The sequence below is a fragment of the Pantoea anthophila genome (genome assembly GCF_006494375.1).
Lineage (GTDB): Bacteria > Pseudomonadota > Gammaproteobacteria > Enterobacterales > Enterobacteriaceae > Pantoea > Pantoea anthophila.
The window spans coordinates 1-13,975 of the sequence record NZ_VHIZ01000016.1; the positions used below are offsets into that span (position 1 = coordinate 1).

19 protein-coding genes are annotated in these 13,975 nt (G+C 56.6%); 3 read left to right on the forward strand and 16 right to left on the reverse strand.

The window, feature by feature from the left end; all coding sequences use genetic code 11:
* The 14 genes from FJW00_RS22835 to fliF form a co-directional block, all read right to left on the reverse strand.
* Positions 1 to 60, reverse strand: a 60-nt coding sequence (locus FJW00_RS22835) for a hypothetical protein (RefSeq protein ID WP_507236332.1), incomplete at its 3' end; no start/stop codon positions are given.
* Positions 61 to 687: 627 nt separating this feature from the next.
* A complete protein-coding gene (gene fliR / locus FJW00_RS01880; RefSeq protein ID WP_009089544.1) occupies positions 688 to 1,473 on the reverse strand; it encodes a flagellar biosynthetic protein FliR in 786 nt (261 codons plus the stop codon).
* Entirely contained in the window at positions 1,473 to 1,742 is a 270-nt protein-coding gene (gene fliQ, locus FJW00_RS01885) for a flagellar biosynthesis protein FliQ (RefSeq protein ID WP_003854466.1), read from the reverse strand. Before fliQ ends, fliR begins: the two co-directional genes overlap by 1 nt.
* Positions 1,743 to 1,767: 25 nt before the next feature.
* A complete protein-coding gene (gene fliP / locus FJW00_RS01890) occupies positions 1,768 to 2,499 on the reverse strand; it encodes a flagellar type III secretion system pore protein FliP (RefSeq protein WP_009089546.1) in 732 nt (243 codons plus the stop codon).
* Positions 2,499 to 2,897 (reverse strand): flagellar biosynthetic protein FliO, encoded by a 399-nt coding sequence (fliO, locus tag FJW00_RS01895; protein ID WP_140922947.1) that lies wholly within the window; start codon positions 2,895 to 2,897, stop codon positions 2,499 to 2,501. The genes fliP and fliO overlap by 1 nt, the downstream gene beginning before the upstream one ends.
* 2 nt (positions 2,898 to 2,899) lie before the next feature.
* Entirely contained in the window at positions 2,900 to 3,310 is a 411-nt protein-coding gene (fliN, locus tag FJW00_RS01900; protein WP_009089549.1) for a flagellar motor switch protein FliN, read from the reverse strand.
* The gene (gene fliM / locus FJW00_RS01905; RefSeq protein WP_009089551.1) at positions 3,303 to 4,310 is read right to left on the reverse strand and encodes a flagellar motor switch protein FliM; all 1,008 of its coding nucleotides are present in this window, start codon (positions 4,308 to 4,310) and stop codon (positions 3,303 to 3,305) included. The genes fliN and fliM overlap by 8 nt, the downstream gene beginning before the upstream one ends.
* A gap of 4 nt (positions 4,311 to 4,314) precedes the next feature.
* The gene (gene fliL / locus FJW00_RS01910) at positions 4,315 to 4,800 is read right to left on the reverse strand and encodes a flagellar basal body-associated protein FliL (protein WP_009089553.1); all 486 of its coding nucleotides are present in this window, start codon (positions 4,798 to 4,800) and stop codon (positions 4,315 to 4,317) included.
* 129 nt (positions 4,801 to 4,929) lie between these two features.
* A complete protein-coding gene (locus tag FJW00_RS01915) occupies positions 4,930 to 6,219 on the reverse strand; it encodes a flagellar hook-length control protein FliK (RefSeq protein WP_140922948.1) in 1,290 nt (429 codons plus the stop codon).
* Entirely contained in the window at positions 6,216 to 6,659 is a 444-nt protein-coding gene (fliJ, locus tag FJW00_RS01920) for a flagellar export protein FliJ (RefSeq protein ID WP_009089556.1), read from the reverse strand. The genes FJW00_RS01915 and fliJ overlap by 4 nt, the downstream gene beginning before the upstream one ends.
* A 19-nt stretch (positions 6,660 to 6,678) precedes the next feature.
* Complete coding sequence (fliI, locus tag FJW00_RS01925; protein WP_009089558.1) at positions 6,679 to 8,049, reverse strand: flagellar protein export ATPase FliI; 1,371 nt, start codon at positions 8,047 to 8,049, stop codon at positions 6,679 to 6,681.
* Complete coding sequence (fliH, locus tag FJW00_RS01930; RefSeq protein WP_046102078.1) at positions 8,049 to 8,741, reverse strand: flagellar assembly protein FliH; 693 nt, start codon at positions 8,739 to 8,741, stop codon at positions 8,049 to 8,051. The genes fliI and fliH overlap by 1 nt, the downstream gene beginning before the upstream one ends.
* The gene (fliG, locus tag FJW00_RS01935; RefSeq protein ID WP_009089561.1) at positions 8,734 to 9,726 is read right to left on the reverse strand and encodes a flagellar motor switch protein FliG; all 993 of its coding nucleotides are present in this window, start codon (positions 9,724 to 9,726) and stop codon (positions 8,734 to 8,736) included. The genes fliH and fliG overlap by 8 nt, the downstream gene beginning before the upstream one ends.
* Entirely contained in the window at positions 9,723 to 11,450 is a 1,728-nt protein-coding gene (gene fliF, locus FJW00_RS01940) for a flagellar basal-body MS-ring/collar protein FliF (RefSeq protein WP_140922949.1), read from the reverse strand. Before fliF ends, fliG begins: the two co-directional genes overlap by 4 nt.
* Positions 11,451 to 11,682: 232 nt before the next feature.
* On the opposite strand from fliF, the gene fliE reads away from it, so the two are divergent.
* Entirely contained in the window at positions 11,683 to 11,994 is a 312-nt protein-coding gene (gene fliE, locus FJW00_RS01945) for a flagellar hook-basal body complex protein FliE (protein ID WP_009089566.1), read from the forward strand.
* 224 nt (positions 11,995 to 12,218) lie between these two features.
* Positions 12,219 to 12,560, forward strand: coding sequence for an STY1065/STY2022 family phage-derived protein (locus tag FJW00_RS01950; RefSeq protein ID WP_140922950.1), 342 nt, complete (start codon positions 12,219 to 12,221; stop codon positions 12,558 to 12,560).
* A gap of 117 nt (positions 12,561 to 12,677) precedes the next feature.
* Here FJW00_RS01950 and FJW00_RS01955 read toward each other — a convergent pair whose 3' ends face one another.
* Both FJW00_RS01955 and FJW00_RS01960 read right to left on the reverse strand, forming a co-directional pair.
* Positions 12,678 to 13,034 (reverse strand): hypothetical protein, encoded by a 357-nt coding sequence (locus FJW00_RS01955; protein ID WP_009089587.1) that lies wholly within the window; start codon positions 13,032 to 13,034, stop codon positions 12,678 to 12,680.
* A 258-nt stretch (positions 13,035 to 13,292) separates the two neighbouring features.
* Positions 13,293 to 13,493 carry a hypothetical protein gene (locus tag FJW00_RS01960; protein ID WP_140922952.1) on the reverse strand — a complete coding sequence of 67 codons (201 nt, stop codon included), beginning with the start codon at positions 13,491 to 13,493 and terminating at the stop codon, positions 13,293 to 13,295.
* 207 nt (positions 13,494 to 13,700) lie between these two features.
* Here FJW00_RS01960 and FJW00_RS01965 point away from each other — a divergent pair, with 207 nt between their 5' ends.
* Positions 13,701 to 13,949 (forward strand): hypothetical protein, encoded by a 249-nt coding sequence (locus tag FJW00_RS01965; RefSeq protein ID WP_140922953.1) that lies wholly within the window; start codon positions 13,701 to 13,703, stop codon positions 13,947 to 13,949.
* The last annotated feature ends 26 nt before the right edge of the window (positions 13,950 to 13,975 follow it).

Genomic DNA, 13,975 nt, shown 5'->3' on the forward strand with positions numbered 1-13,975 from the left:
CATGTAGTCTGTTAATCCCAGGCGTGTGTAGTTGCAGGAATCCATAATAATAGTTGGCATAATAGCGACCCTCACCAATTTGTTATCCGTTTAAATCAACGATGAATACGCGTTGCGATACGAGAGAGATTTCTTAGGTACTTTTTTATTCTGCTCGTGCAGTGTGGTAACAGGCAATCGCCCGTAAAAGTCTTCATCCCTGACCCGTTCTGCAAAAAATTTGTGCTGCCCTGACGTCACACATTCTCCGACTGTGGCGGGGAGTGCCAGTGAAATGCCGGAGGTTAAGTATTACTCAATTTTTGGGAGCCTTGTCACTATCCCTGAAAACCCGGAGTTTTCTGATAGGACAATTCTCAAAAACATTTGTTTTACGAAAGTGTGATGTCTCAGCGTGCGTTGACAATGCCGGAAAAAACATTTTTTAACAAGAAAAATTCGTTAAAGTTTTTTTCTTCGCAATTTCAATGGTTTGACCGATTTGCCTGCACATTCACAGTCTGAGAGCTTCTGTGAACCACCCAACTAAAATACGCGAAGCCCGGTTTAATAAGAATTATTTTCAGACTCTCAGCACATTTATCAGAATATCCTTAGTTGCATTCTGGAAAACATGGTTCGGAAAATGCACGGATGGTTTTGCGATACTTAAGTGTGGTGATGGAAAGATAGTTAGAAAGTTAATGTTCAGGTTCGGGATAGTTCTGTCAGGAACAGGGCGAGTAAATCAAATACTTCACCGAACAAATGCTCACAGAACGGGGCGAGAAGGGGCATCAGCAGGCTGATGGTTAAAATTCCGACTGATAAGGTAATCGGGAAGCCGATTGCGAAGATCGATAACTGTGGTGAAACGCGGTTTAACAAACCCAGTACCAGATTTAGCATGAGTAACAAAACGATTAAGGGCAGCGCTAACATCATGCCATTAAGGAAAATTAATCCGCCCGATTTCACCAGCGCCATAAAAGCATTGGCATTCAGCGGGTGACCGCCAATCGGCAGGGTATGAAAACTGTCCGCCAGTAACGACATCAGCCACAGGTGCCCGTTAAAGGTCAGGAACAGTAACATCGCCAGCATGTCGAGAAAGCGGGCCAGCACCGGCATGTTCAGACGGCTGCCGGGGTCGAAAAAGGTGGCGAACGACAGACCCATCTGCAGGCCAATCACTTCCCCGGCGCAGCGCACGGCTGCGAAGGCAAACTGCATGGTGAAGCCCAGTGCGATGCCAATCAGCATCTGCTGGATCAGCAGCCAGAATCCGGCAGGGGAAAAGAGCGTGACATTAACAGCAGGCAGCAGCGGCATCAGCAGCCAGGTGATCATTACCGCCAGTCCGATTTTGACACGCTTACTGACGGAACGTTCACTGAGGATCGGTGCGGTGGCGAACAACGCCATGATACGCACCAGTGGCCAGAAGAACTGGCTGACCCACTGAACCAGCTGGCTGCTGTCGAGAGTAATCATCAGCCGATGATGTAAGGCAGGTTAGTAAAGACGGTGCGGATATAGTCCAGCAGCAGATTCAGCATCCACGGGCCGGCAATAATCCCGGTGGTCGCCACCGCCAGGATCTTGGGAATAAAGGATAAGGTCTGTTCGTTGACCTGGGTTGCCGCCTGGATCAGGCTGATCAGCAGGCCGCTGACCAGCGCAGCCAGCAGCAGCGGGGCGGCCAGCATCAGGGCGACGCGCATCGCTTCCTGTCCCATTACCATTACTGATTCGGGTGTCATGTGTTGCTCCGGGAAGAAAAGGGGATCAGGAGTAGAAGCTTTGCGCCAGTGAACCGACCAGCAGCTGCCAGCCATCGACCAGAACAAACAGCATCAGTTTAAACGGCAGTGAGATGGTCGCGGGCGGCACCATCATCATCCCCAGCGCCATCAGCACGCTGGCGACGACCAGGTCAATGATCAGAAACGGGATAAAGACGGTAAAGCCAATCTGGAACGCGGTCTTCAGCTCGCTGGTCACGTAAGCCGGCAGCAGAATGCGCATCGGCACGGCTTCCGGACCGGCAATCGGTGCCACGTTTGCCAGCCGGGCAAACAGGGCTAAGTCTGCTTCACGCGTCTGGCGCAGCATAAAATCACGCAGCGGCTGGGCGCCTTTCTCAATCGCCACATCCATGCTGATCTTGTCCTGGCTGAAGGGCAGATAGGCATCCTGATAAATCCGGTCAAAGGTCGGCGCCATGATAAAGAAGGTCAGGAACAGCGACAGGCCAAGCAGCACCTGATTCGGCGGGGCAGAGGGCGTGCCCAGCGCGTTACGCAGCAGACCAAACACAATGATGATACGGGTGAAGCTGGTCATCATCAGCAGCACCGCCGGAATAAAGGTCAGCGCCGTGATAAAGACCAGCGTCTGCACCGGCAGCGACCAGCTCTGACCGCCGTTAGGCAGCGAATGACTCACCAGGCCCGGCAGCTGGGCATGGGCAACCGGTGCCAGTAACAGGAGTGGCAGTAAAGGAAGCAGTCGACGCATCATGGGTTTTTTCCGGGACGTTTAACCAGGTTCTGTAACAGCTGACGAAAATCCTGTGGTGCACTGTTGACCGGCGTCACTGACGCCGGTTCACCCAGCGGCAGGGTGTGCAGGTGAGTAATCTGCTGTGCGGTGATGCCCAGCACCAGACGGGCATCGGCGGTATCCACAATCACCACCCGCTCACGCTGGCCCACGGAGACACTGGCTGTGAGCTTCAGCTCCTGGCTGCTGACCTTTTTCGGCGCGAAGCCGACACGGCGTGCCAGCCAGGCGCAGGCCAGAATCAGTAAAATAATTAACGCTAATACGCTGCTGACCTGAGCCAGCATCGAGCCGGTGGAGATCGCCTGGGCCTGAGGTGCAGCCGGTTGCAGCGTTTGATTCTGGCTGGTCATATTCAGCGACTCAGACGACGCATACGTTCAGACGGGGTGATGATATCCGTGATGCGAACGCCATATTTGTCGTTCACGACCACGACTTCACCCTGAGCGATCAGGTAGCCATTAATCAGGATATCAAGCGGTTCACCCGCCAGGCCATCCAGTGACACCACGGAACCCTGCGTCAGACGCAGCAGCTCTTTGATGGTCATCTTGGTGCGGCCCAGTTCCACGGTGAGCTTCACCGGGATATCCATAATCAGATCGATGTCCTGCAGTGAGCCTGCCACATTCGGGCTATCGAATGACTTAAAGACGTCATCGGTTTGCGGCGCGCTGCTGCTGCTGCCGACCTGCTCATTCATCGCTTCAGCCCACAGATCGTCCGCAGAGATATCGTCAGACGGTTTATTACTGTCAGTCATGGGGCTGTTCCTCGTTCAGCGAATTCAAAATCGGGTTAATCAGGTGTTCGACACGGAGCGCATACTGGCCGTTCATCGTGCCATATTGGCTGGTTAAAACCGGGACGCTATCGACATGGGCGATAATGCGTTCCGGCTTCTCAATCGGCAGCACATCGCCGGGTTTCAGCTGCAGGATCCGTGACAGACGCAGCGAGGTTTCGGCAAAGTGAGCGATCAGTTCCAGCTCAGAGTGCTGCACCTGTTTGACCAGGTTGTCACGCCAGTGGTTATCTTCCTGGCGGGAGTTTTCGAGCGGTGGGTTCACCAGCAGCTCGCGCAGCGGTTCAATCATTGAAAACGGGATGCAGATATTAAACTCACCCACCAGGTTACCAATCTCCACCTGGAACGGCGTGTTAACCACGATATCGTTCGGTGAGGTGGTAATGTTGGTGAACTTTACCTGCATCTCTGAACGTACGTATTCGACGTCCAGAGGATAAATCGCCTTCCAGGCGTCGCTGTAACCATCCAGCGCCAGCTTCAGCATGCGGCGAATCACCCGCTGCTCGGTATGGGTGAACTCACGGCCCTCGACCTTGGTCGGGAACCGTCCGTCGCCACCAAACAGGTTATCAACGGCGATAAAGACCAGGCTGGGTGAGAACACCACCAGCGCGGTGCCGCGCAGCGGTTTCAGGTGGATCAGGTTCAGGTTGGTTGGCACCGGCAGATTGCGGGCAAACTCATGATACGGCTGAATCTTGATCGCCCCGACGCTGACATCCGGGCTACGGCGCAGCAGGTTAAACAGCGCCATACGGAAACTACGGGCAAAACGCTCGTTAATGATCTCCAGCGCCTGTAAACGCTCGCGCACCACGCGGCGCTGGGTGTTCGGGTCGTAAGGACGAATATCGCCTTCCGGCCCGCTTTGTTTCTTTTCTTCTTCCGCGCTGCCACTGTCGCCGTTTAAAAGGGCGTCAATTTCAGCCTGGGAGAGAATGCTATCGCCCATTGATTCACCTCAAAATGAAGGCGGTAAACAGCACGTCGTTTACAGCCTGCGGAGGTTGACCTTTCACCAGCGGAGGTGTCAGCGCCTGTTTAATTTGTTCAACAAGCGCCTGTTTTCCCTGCTCTGTCGCCAGGGCCGAAGCACTCTGACGCGAGAGCAGCAGCAGCAGACGGCTGCGCACCTCAGGCAGATAGTCATTCATCCGACGACGGGTATCCTCATCGGCCAGACGCAGGGTAAAGCCTACGTAAAGCACGCGGTCAGGATCGTTGTCGGGATTGACCAGGTTAACCGTAAATGTATCAAGTGCAAAAAAGACCGGAGCGGGAGGCGGTTCAACTTTCGCCACCTCAGGCTTATCGCCCTCGTGTTTGTTCATCATTCGCCAGACTGCATAGCCTGCCACGCTGCAAGCGGCCAGCGTCACAATGAGCAACACCGGTATTAAGAGTTTACGTTTGCGGCCTTTAGCTTTCGCGTTATCAGACATGGTTGCAGTTACTTCCTGTGAATTATGGGCAAGCCTCTCGGCTCACGGGACAGATTATCCCGCGTCTTAAGTCAAACCAATGGGCAGAATAGACGCGGGTTTTACGCTTACCTTCAGCGTTTATCGCTGTCAGGCAAAAGTGTCGACGGCGCTGTTACCGCTGACGCGAGCCTGAAGGGCGGCGGGGACGGCAATCGGCGTAATGTCGGTGTCACTGTCCTGGGGGAGGGAGAAGCGGCCATGCTGTCCGTCGCGGCGCGCCTCCTGTTGATTCTGGAAGCTCTGGCTCTGCGCGGAACTGTCACTGCTCACCTGACTCTCGCCCAGGTTGATACCGCTCTCTGCCAGCGCGCTGCGCAGCTGCGGTATCGCGGCTTCCAGCGCCGATCTGACGTGGCTGTGGCTGGAAACCAGACTAATCTGTGCCTGGTCGTTATCCAGTTTCAGGCTGATCTGGATAGCGCCGAGGTCTTCCGGATGTAAACGCAACTCCGCGTTCTGCTGGCCGTTGCGACTGAACATCACAATCTGCTGACTCAGCGCCTGCTGCCACTCGTCGCTGCCCAGCTGCGCATTCAGCATCGGCGTTGAGGGGGTGCTGCTGGTCGCTGACGCGGTCACCGGCGCGGGCAGGGTGCTGGCGCTCGTAATCGGGCCGCTGATGTTCAGACCACTGTCGCTGGCGCTGCTGTGCGTCGCGGCCTGATCATCCTGCTTCATCATCGCACTCAGTGCCTGCTGGAAATGGCTGTCTGAGGCCAGGTTCAGGCTGCTGTTGCTGCTCTGCGCGGTGCTGCTGCTCTGGCTCGCCGCGTTGCTCGCCGCAGGCGCGTTCAGCGCCGCACCTTTTATCTCGTGCTTCTCATCTTTACCCGGTGCAGTGCTCTGCGATGAGCTGTTCTCCGGTGTCGTGTTCAGCATCTGCGTCAGCGCGGTCAGCGTTTTACGGCCGCCGTCGCTCTGGCTGATTACCTCACCCGATTCACTGCTGACGGGCGGTGGCGCGCTGGCTGTCGCCGTAGCCGCACCCGGCAACATGGCGAACAGCGCCTGCACATTCTGCAGCTCGCTGGCGCTTAAGGATGCCGCGTCCAGGCTCTCTTTATCATCGGCTGATTTTGACCCAGCTTTAATATTTTCCGGTTTCAGCAGGGCAGCCAGGGCAGCAGGATTATCCCGTGTTGCCAGCAGCGCGCTGAGCGGAGAAGCCGGTCGACGCTCATCGGCCATTTCTGCTTTGGCGTCAGCGGATTGCGCCGCTTTTCCCTGCTGTTTTGCCAGGCCAAGCAGCTGGTTTCCCAGCGCGGTCAGAAAGTCCTGTGGCAGGGCATCTGACCCTGCCGCAGCGTCGGTTGCGACTGATGGTTCTGCGTCGGTTTTAGCCGTCGCTTTCATGGCAATGTTTGGCAGCGTAATCATTCGCCTCTCCTCAATGCGGCCCGTTGGGCAAATTCGTCCATCCGTTTCTGGTCGAGACGGTTTTCCTGTCGTAATGCATTTTCCGCTGCCCGCGTGATCAGGGTCTGATAGGCGTTCAGTCGCTGCTGTTTGTCACGCCAGTTGATCAGCGCCTGCTCCAGGCGCTGATTCCAGTTATTAAGCTGATTACGGTGCTGCTCAATTGCTTTTTCCAGCGTCTGAATAAACTGGTGATAGTTAGTCCAGCGGGTGCTGGCAATGCCGCTCGACATGTCATCATTAAGTTTGTTGCGATATTCATCCTGATAGTCGAGCAGCATCGTCAGCTGCTCGTTGGCGGCATGCTGGCCGCGGCGCATATCGCCCAGATAGATGGCGGCCCGTTCGAGATCCTGCTCCGCTAAGTCGCGCAGCGTATCGATAGCATTTGCCGTTTTCATAGCCATTACCTCGCGTTAATCAGGTTGAGGCGCCAAACAGCGCATGGAGATGCAGGCTGGCGTCGTCATAATCGCTGCGCTCAAAGATGCCCTGCTGCAGGAAAGCTTCCATCTGCGGATAGAGCCGGATGGCTTTATCCAGCATCGGGTCGCTGCCGGCGGCATAGGCCCCTACGCTGACCAGATCGCGGTTACGCTGGAAGCTGGAGAGCAACTGCTTGAACTGGCGCACCTGAGCATAGTGGTTCTCATCGATCAGCGAGGTCATCGCACGACTGATCGACGCTTCAATATCAATGGCCGGATAGTGACCCGCTTCACCGAGCCGGCGCGACAGCACGATATGGCCGTCGAGAATCGCACGCGCGGAGTCGGCAATCGGGTCCTGCTGATCGTCACCTTCGGTCAGAACGGTATAGAACGCGGTGATGGAACCGCCGCCGTCGATACCGTTACCGGCACGCTCAACCAGCGCAGGCAGTTTGGCGAACACGGAAGGCGGATAGCCTTTGGTTGCCGGTGGTTCGCCGATCGCCAGGGCAATTTCACGCTGCGCCATGGCGTAGCGGGTCAGGGAGTCCATGATCAGCAGCACATGCTTGCCGCGGTCGCGAAAATCTTCCGCGATACGGGTCGCGTAGGCAGCACCCTGCATACGCAGCAGCGGTGAAACGTCTGCCGGGGCGGCGATGACCACCGAACGGGCGCGACCTTCAGCCCCGAGAATGTTCTCGATAAAATCTTTGACTTCGCGACCACGTTCGCCAATCAGGCCAACCACGATCACGTCCGCTTTGGTGTAGCGCGCCATCATGCCAAGCAGCACGCTTTTACCCACGCCTGAACCGGCAAACAGGCCCATACGCTGCCCGCGACCCACCGTCAGCAGGGCGTTAATGGCACGCACGCCGGTATCCAGTACGTCGGTAATCGGCGTACGCTGCAGCGGGTTGAAAGGCGGCGTGATCAGCGGGGCGCGATAGCCGGTATCCGGTGATGGCAGACCATCCAGCGGTCGGCCACTGCCGTCGAGTACGCGGCCCAGCAGTTCGGGGCCCAGCATCAGCTGTTTGCCCGCCTGCGGATTGTCGCCGCTCTGGCGCGCATAGACCCGCGCGCCGGGTAAAATGCCGTCCACCTCTTCCAGTGGCATCATCAGCAGCTTCTGACCGTTGAATCCCACCACTTCGCTTTCGATTTCGCTGATGTTTTTGCCATCGTTGCGTTCAATGATGCAGGTTGCGCCCAGCGGCAGCTGTAAGCCTGTGGCTTCCAGCACCAGGCCGGTGGCGCGGGTCAGACGGCCATAACGGCGTACCGGCTGCACCTGGGAAATGCGTTTTTCAAAGGCGTCCAGCGAGCCCAGCCAGCGGTTCAGACGGGTCGTCATCAGATTTCTCCCGGTGCGGCGAGGCGGCAGAGTTCCTGCCAGCGTGTCGCCACGCTGGCATCCAGATCGCCATCTTCCGCGCTGAGTTTGCAGCCGCCAGGGTGCAGGGTGCTGTCAGCGATCAGCCGCCAGCCGTGCAGATCCAGCGTCGGACCCAGGGTCTGTTCAATGCGCTGCAGATCGTCAGGGTGCACGCGCAGCTGAGGTTTGCCGCTGAACATCGGTTCCTGTTGCAGTAAACCCTGAATCTGACGCAGCAGGGCGGTGCCATCCACCGTGGTGGCCTGGCCAATCACCGAGCGCGCGGCTTCCAGCGCCAGCTGCATCAGGCGGGCAGCGATGACGCTGTCCAGTGATTCCAGCGTGTTCTGAAACTCGGTCACTAGCTGGGACATCCGCGCCTGCAGAGGAGCCTGCTGCTGCTGAGCATCGGCCAGACCCTGCTGAAAACCGGCATCGTAGCCCGCTTTCTGGCCTTCGGTGACGCCCTGCTGAAAGCCTTCGTTGTAACCCTGACCCTGCGCCTCTTTGCGCATCTGCTGCTGCAGACGTTCAAGCTGCTGCTGCTGCTCATCAACGCCGTCGTCAGATTCAGCGATCTCCGGCAGTGCCTCCGGTTCAGGCTCATCAAAACGACCCAGATCGGTAGGCTGCCACAGCTGCCATGGGCGGGCAGAAAATGCATCAGACATAAGTTTCCTCGCCACCACCAATCACCATCTCGCCAGATTCGGCCAGGCGGCGAACAATCAGCAGGATTGCTTTCTGTTCGTTCTCTACAGCAGACATCCGCACCGGACCGCGGTTGGCCAGATCGTCGCGCAGAATGTCGGCCGCACGGGCTGACATGTTTTTGAGGAACTTCTCGCGCAGCGGCTGTTCGGCCCCTTTCAGTGCGACCAGCAGCTGCTCGGACTCCACTTCCTGCAACAGGCGCTGGATGCTGCGGTCGTCCACTTCCACCAGGTTTTCGAACAGGAACATCTCGTCGATAATTTTCTGCGCCAGCTCGCCATCGAAGTCGCGAACGGCTTCGATAACCGCCTCTTCCTGCTGGGTTTTCATCAGGTTGATGATCTCGGCTGCGGTTCTCACGCCGCCCATCTTCGCGCGCTTGAGGTTGGTGCCATCCAGCAGGCCGTTCAGCACTTCGGTCAGCTCGGCCAGCGCGGCAGGCTGCACCCCACCAAAGGTCGCGATACGCAGCATCACATCGTGGCGCAGACGCTCGTCGAACAGCGCCAGAATATCGGCCGCCTGACCCCGTTTGAGGTGAACCAGGATGGTGGCGATGATCTGAGGATGCTCGTCGCGAATAAGGTCGGCAGCGGCCTGCGGCTCCATAAAGTTGAGCGTTTCCATTCCGCTGGTGGTTTCCCGCGTTTCGAGAATATCTTCCAGCAGACTGGCGGCACGCTCCTCGCCCAGCGCACGGGTCAGCACCGAGCGCAGGTATTCGTTGGAGTTCAGGCTCAGCGCCGCAAACTGCTCGGCGTCGGTTTCGAACTCACGCAGTATCTCGGTCAGCTGCTTGTGTGACACCTGACGCATGCTGGCCATCGCGGCGCTGAGGTGCTGCACTTCGCGCTGGTTCAGGTGTTTAAACACTTCCGCGGCGCGCTCTTCGCCAATGGTCATCATCAGGATGGCGCTTTTTTCAGTTCCGGTCAGACTCATAGCTCTTTACTCATCCATTCGCGAATCACCAGCGCAACAACGCGCGGATCGTTTTCTGACATGTCGCGGATGCGTTGACTCATCACTTCTGCGCTCATGCGGTTGTTAGACTTACGTTCCTGCTCCAGCTCATCTTTGCTGAGCTGCACACTAAAGGCTTCCTCTTCTTCCTGCTGCGTGGCGCGGGCGGCAACGGCTTCGGCGGCGGCTTTCTCGGCAGCCTGCTTACGCACCAGATGCGGACGCACCATCTTGCGGTAGAGAATGAAGGCCACCAGTGCAATCAACAGCCATTTACCCGCACTCATCAGCTGATCAAAGAAGGACTGCTGCTGCCAGAAGGGCAGGTCGGTGCTCACCGGCTCAGTCGAGTTGAACTGCGAGTTCACCACGTTGATGCTGTCGCCACGCGTCTGGGAGTAACCCATCGCTTCACGGGTCAGATCTTCAATCTGCTTCAGCTGCGCTTCATTCAGCGCGACCGTTTTGCCTTTGTCGTCGGTACGGAAGTTCACCACCACCGCAACGGAAAGCCGCTGTACGTCACCCACGTTGAGTTTGGTATGACGAATGGTGCGGTCCAGCTCGTAGTTCACGGTGTCATCACGACGTGAGTTGGTCGGCGTCGCGCTGGCTGTGGCGGTGCTGGTGGTCTGGCCGGCGTTGTTCTGTCCGTTAGCATTCTGACCATTGGCGTTCTGGCCATTGGCCGCATTGTTATTTGGCGTTGTGACCGGCGCTGAGTTAGCTGGCGCAGGCTGGTTAGAGAGTGCGCCCGGCACGCCACCCGGATACGGGCTGCCCGACTGATCGCTGGTGCTGGTCTGACGCGAACGGATCGCCGTATTCGACGGATTCGCGTTAGGCTGATATTTCTCGTCAGTCTGCTCGCTGGTATCGAAGTTGATCTGCGCGGTGACCTGCGCATGCACGTTGCCCTGGCCCACGATAGGGTTCAGAATCGCTTCAATACGTTGCTGATAACGCGCTTCCACTTCAGAGGCATATTTCAGCTGTGCATCATTCAGATCGCGCCCGACTGAGTCGGAGCGGGTCAGCAGGCGACCAGTCTGATCAACGACCGTCACGTTGCCCGGCGGTAAACCGGCGACGCTGCTGGAGACCATATGGACGATGGCCTGAATCTGGCCTTCATCGAGCGCACGGCCAGGCTGCAGCGTTAAGGTGACAGAGGCAGACGGGGCTTTCTGCTCACGCACGAACAGGGTCGGTTTTGGCATCGCCAGATGGACACGGGCGCTTTTGACCGGGCCGAGTAATTCGATCGTGCGGGCCAGCTCGCCTTCCAGCGCGCGCTGATAGTTAACCTGCTCGCTGAACTGGCTGATGCCGAACTTCTCTTTATCGAGCAGTTCAAACCCCACCGAGCCGCCTTTCGGCAGACCCTGCTGAGCCAGACGCAGACGCAGCTCGTGCACGTTAGCCTCAGGCACCATCAGTGCGCCGCCGTTTTCAGCGAAGCGATAGGGGATGTTCATCTGCGTCAGCTGCGTGACGATAGCCCCGCCATCTTCATCAGAGAGGTTGTTGTAAAGCACGCTGTAGCTGGGCTGTTTTGCCCACAGCACCATCGCGATGACGATCGCGATAACGGCGGCGGCGGCGACGATAAGAGGAATACGCGGATTGGCGCGCAGGCGAGCGAGCAGGTCACCGATGCCTTTCTTTTCTTGATCTGGTGTGGCGGCTGTACTCGCATTCATGACCGATTCCTGCCTGACGTAATTGACCGGGTAAGTTGAGATGGCAAAACAGACTCCCTGACCTGCGTAGATAAAATTTCCACTTCAATGCCAGGCATTATTAGGTGATAAGCAAAATTCGATGCGTGGATAAGGTAGGTTTTTTGCTGTCATTTAGCGCCTTTGTCTCATTGACAACGTGTTAACTTTTGCCCACAGAAAAAATCCCACCCTCTTTTATAAGGTATCGTTCATGTCTATTCAGGCTATTGACGGCGTACTCCAGCAGCTTCAGGTCACCTCACTGCAGGCCAGCAACCGCAGCAGTGAAGCCACAAATCAGATCGACTTTGGTGCAACCATGAAGGCCGCACTGGATAAGATCAGCGAAACGCAGACGACCGCACGCACCCAGGCGCAGGATTTTGAGATGGGGAAACCCGGCGTGGCGCTGAATGATGTGATGGTCGATCTCCAGAAATCCTCTATCTCCATGCAGATGGGGATTCAGGTCAGGAACAAGCTGGTCTCGGCGTACAGCGAGATTATGAATATGCAGGTGTAGCAAAGCTGAACCGGCTGGACGGGTAAAAACAGCGTGTGAAGGTTGAGGTCGCATAACGGATCGCCCTCCCAAGTCTGCACAGAAGGGTGGGGCTGAGAACGGTGGCATCAGCAATCGCGCCATCCTTCGCTATACTCCTTCACATCCCGGGCGGCGAGGGAGGAAACGCGCTTTCTCCTGTATCGCTGCTCTGTTTCCCTTCGCTCCAGCAGGACGCCAGCATTATGAATAAAAGAGTTACCCTGATAGCCTATCTGTTCGCCTTGTCAGCCCCCGCCTTCTCTGCCACGCAGTGCGGGCCGTTCTATCTGAAAGCGGATAAGAATCACTGGTTCTCCGTCAATGGCGAACGTGCGAAAACGCAGAGAGTGACGTTCAGTAAGGAGAAGGGGGATTACGAAAACGCAACGGTAAAGCTGCGGGCTAAAAACGCCCGGGCGCCGGGCATGGTTGATTTAGAGCAGACAACGCGCGCGGGGAAAGCAGAGCTCAGGGCTGAAATCGTCCGAACCAGCCAGAATCAGATTCGGATACGCGGATCTTACGATTGTGTACAGGCGGAGTAAGCCGGGCTGCCACAACCGCCTCTGTTAGCATGTCGCCGCTTCCGGTGGTCAGCATCGGACAAAGAGCGGCACATGATGCCTGCGTGCAAACGCCATGATCAAGGCCAGGCTATCAGACTATCGTGATGTCCGGCACGCTGTGACCATATCTGAAATCGCGGCCTGAACGTCAGATGCCTTCGGGTCAGCGTAGAAGGTGGCACTGGTCTGGTTGCGGCTAAACCTGTCAATCTCGACCCACGCGACCGTTTCGCCATCCTGTTCAAGGTTAAATCTTTTTGTTCCTCCCGGCAGCGGATCATCCTGAGCCAGGTAAAGCTGCCGATTCTGTGCCGCCTCACTCAGGCAGGACTCAAGCTGCCAGGGATGCCCGTCAAAATACGCCATTTTTACCTGAGGATGCAGTCCGACGCGTCCCATGTCCACGCATCCGCTCAGCAGAATCAGGCTCAGGGCAATAACGCTTTTTTTCATTCCATATACTCTCATCGTTGCTGACGCTCTGCGTCGTGACAAAGAAATCAGTTCCCTGTCATTCCGGACAGATAATAGCGAATTACACAATGATAATCCGGCTGCATCACGATATTCGTGTGCTGTTAAGGCGTCGTAAAGAGAAGGGGGAAAGCGGGCAGCGCATCAGACGCGTTAATCTTCAGCGGTCAATTACAGTGGGGAGGGCGACAGAGAGCGTGACAGACCAGCGCGCCCGGAGGACGCGCCTCACAGGAGTTACTGCGCTTTGAAAGGATCTTTTTTATCATCCTGGCTGTCATCATTTTTTCGCGGCACTTCCCCGTGATCTTTTGGGGCATCCGTCGCAGGGTGATCATCTTCCTCATAAGCGTTGCCCGCGTGCGGCGCTGCTTCCGGCAGACTCTTGCTCACCTCACCTTCATGCTTACGTTCTTCGTTCGTTTTGTGCTTAAACATCATTCGCTCCTTTTGGTTCCCAGTGCTGTAAGTCTAGACCAGCGCTGAGATCTCGCCTCCGGCCCTGTCAGAGACATCGACGTGAAAGGAGCTCTCTTCACTGCGGGCAACTCCAGCACCAGGCTGTCAGTAACTTCGATTAAAAAATTCGATTGAACTGATTAACAAAAGGCATATAGTGAGCTGCGTTACCAGGAGATAGAGATTATGTTACGAGATCATTTAAAAATTGAAGCGGAAGACCAGTTAATCGAGCAGCGGTCGCTGAGCCTGCGAAATCGGGGTCAGGAAGAGGTCACCGAGTGGATTATTGTTAACCGCGAAGGGGTTAAAAAGGGCGACGTCACGCTGTTCGATAAACTCACAACCCGCCGCTCATGGCCGGTCAGCTACCGGATTATGCAGACCGACCTGCAGGGTAATGTGGTTGTCGATCGGCTGACCGACGCACTCTGATTTCCCGACATATTGCCACCACGGTT

Bases quoted from the DNA above. Each gene is read 5' to 3' on its own strand.
- fliR (WP_009089544.1), bottom strand. From the start codon at position 1,473: ATGATTACTCTCGACAGCAGCCAGCTGGTTCAGTGGGTCAGCCAGTTC.
- fliQ (WP_003854466.1), bottom strand. From the start codon at position 1,742: ATGACACCCGAATCAGTAATGGTAATGGGACAGGAAGCGATGCGCGTC.
- fliP (WP_009089546.1), bottom strand. From the start codon at position 2,499: ATGCGTCGACTGCTTCCTTTACTGCCACTCCTGTTACTGGCACCGGTT.
- fliO (WP_140922947.1), bottom strand. From the start codon at position 2,897: ATGACCAGCCAGAATCAAACGCTGCAACCGGCTGCACCTCAGGCCCAG.
- fliN (WP_009089549.1), bottom strand. From the start codon at position 3,310: ATGACTGACAGTAATAAACCGTCTGACGATATCTCTGCGGACGATCTG.
- fliM (WP_009089551.1), bottom strand. From the start codon at position 4,310: ATGGGCGATAGCATTCTCTCCCAGGCTGAAATTGACGCCCTTTTAAAC.
- fliL (WP_009089553.1), bottom strand. From the start codon at position 4,800: ATGTCTGATAACGCGAAAGCTAAAGGCCGCAAACGTAAACTCTTAATA.
- FJW00_RS01915 (WP_140922948.1), bottom strand. From the start codon at position 6,219: ATGATTACGCTGCCAAACATTGCCATGAAAGCGACGGCTAAAACCGAC.
- fliJ (WP_009089556.1), bottom strand. From the start codon at position 6,659: ATGAAAACGGCAAATGCTATCGATACGCTGCGCGACTTAGCGGAGCAG.
- fliI (WP_009089558.1), bottom strand. From the start codon at position 8,049: ATGACGACCCGTCTGAACCGCTGGCTGGGCTCGCTGGACGCCTTTGAA.
- fliH (WP_046102078.1), bottom strand. From the start codon at position 8,741: ATGTCTGATGCATTTTCTGCCCGCCCATGGCAGCTGTGGCAGCCTACC.
- fliG (WP_009089561.1), bottom strand. From the start codon at position 9,726: ATGAGTCTGACCGGAACTGAAAAAAGCGCCATCCTGATGATGACCATT.
- fliF (WP_140922949.1), bottom strand. From the start codon at position 11,450: ATGAATGCGAGTACAGCCGCCACACCAGATCAAGAAAAGAAAGGCATC.
- fliE (WP_009089566.1), top strand. From the start codon at position 11,683: ATGTCTATTCAGGCTATTGACGGCGTACTCCAGCAGCTTCAGGTCACC.
- FJW00_RS01950 (WP_140922950.1), top strand. From the start codon at position 12,219: ATGAATAAAAGAGTTACCCTGATAGCCTATCTGTTCGCCTTGTCAGCC.
- FJW00_RS01955 (WP_009089587.1), bottom strand. From the start codon at position 13,034: ATGAAAAAAAGCGTTATTGCCCTGAGCCTGATTCTGCTGAGCGGATGC.
- FJW00_RS01960 (WP_140922952.1), bottom strand. From the start codon at position 13,493: ATGTTTAAGCACAAAACGAACGAAGAACGTAAGCATGAAGGTGAGGTG.
- FJW00_RS01965 (WP_140922953.1), top strand. From the start codon at position 13,701: ATGTTACGAGATCATTTAAAAATTGAAGCGGAAGACCAGTTAATCGAG.